The sequence below is a fragment of the Micromonospora sicca genome, assembly GCF_003172935.1.
In the GTDB taxonomy this organism is placed as follows: domain Bacteria; phylum Actinomycetota; class Actinomycetes; order Mycobacteriales; family Micromonosporaceae; genus Micromonospora; species Micromonospora sicca.
In genome coordinates this window covers 1-605 of the sequence record NZ_QGKS01000010.1, presented here as the reverse complement: position 1 = coordinate 605, position 605 = coordinate 1, and the positions used below count along the sequence as shown (strand labels likewise).

The 605-nt window shown below is 64.1% G+C and carries 1 protein-coding gene; it reads left to right on the top strand.

Annotation, left to right across the window (positions count from 1 at the left end; all coding sequences use genetic code 11):
- On the top strand, positions 1-518 hold a 518-nt coding region (locus DKT69_RS00055), incomplete at its 5' end, for a group II intron maturase-specific domain-containing protein (RefSeq protein ID WP_304598657.1).
- Positions 519-605: the final 87 nt, after the last annotated feature.

Below are 605 nucleotides of genomic sequence, written 5' to 3'. Positions count from 1 at the left end.
AGGTGCTGGCGGCACTCGGGAACAGGATGGACGAGGTCGGGCTGCGTCTGCACCCCGACAAGACCAAGATCGTGTATTGCAAGGACGGCAACCGGCGCGGCTCGTACGAGCACACGTCGTTCACCTTCCTGGGGTTCACGTTCCAAGCCCGCAAGGCGCGCAGCAGGAAGGGGAAGAACTTCACCAACTTCCTGCCCGCGATCAGCAAGGAAGCCCTGAAGAAGATCAGCGGGCAAGTCCGCGCCTGGCGGATCCACCTGCGGATCGGCCACACCTTCGCCGAGCTCGCACGGAAGATCAACCCGATCGTGCGCGGCTGGCTGCAGTACTACGGGGCGTACTACCGCTCCGCGCTGCTGCCCCTCCTGGAACGCATCAACGCCTACCTGGTGCGCTGGATCCGCAAGAAGTACAAACGACTGCGGCCGTTCAGGAAGGCCCAACAGTGCTGGCAGCGCATCACCCGCCAGTACCCGAGGCTCTTCGCCCACTGGGCATGGACACCGCGCTTCTGGTGATCAGGATGACAAGAGCCGTGTAACGGGAGACTGTTACGCACGGTTCTGTGGGAGCCCGGGGGTGAAATCCCCCCGGGCGACCCGACC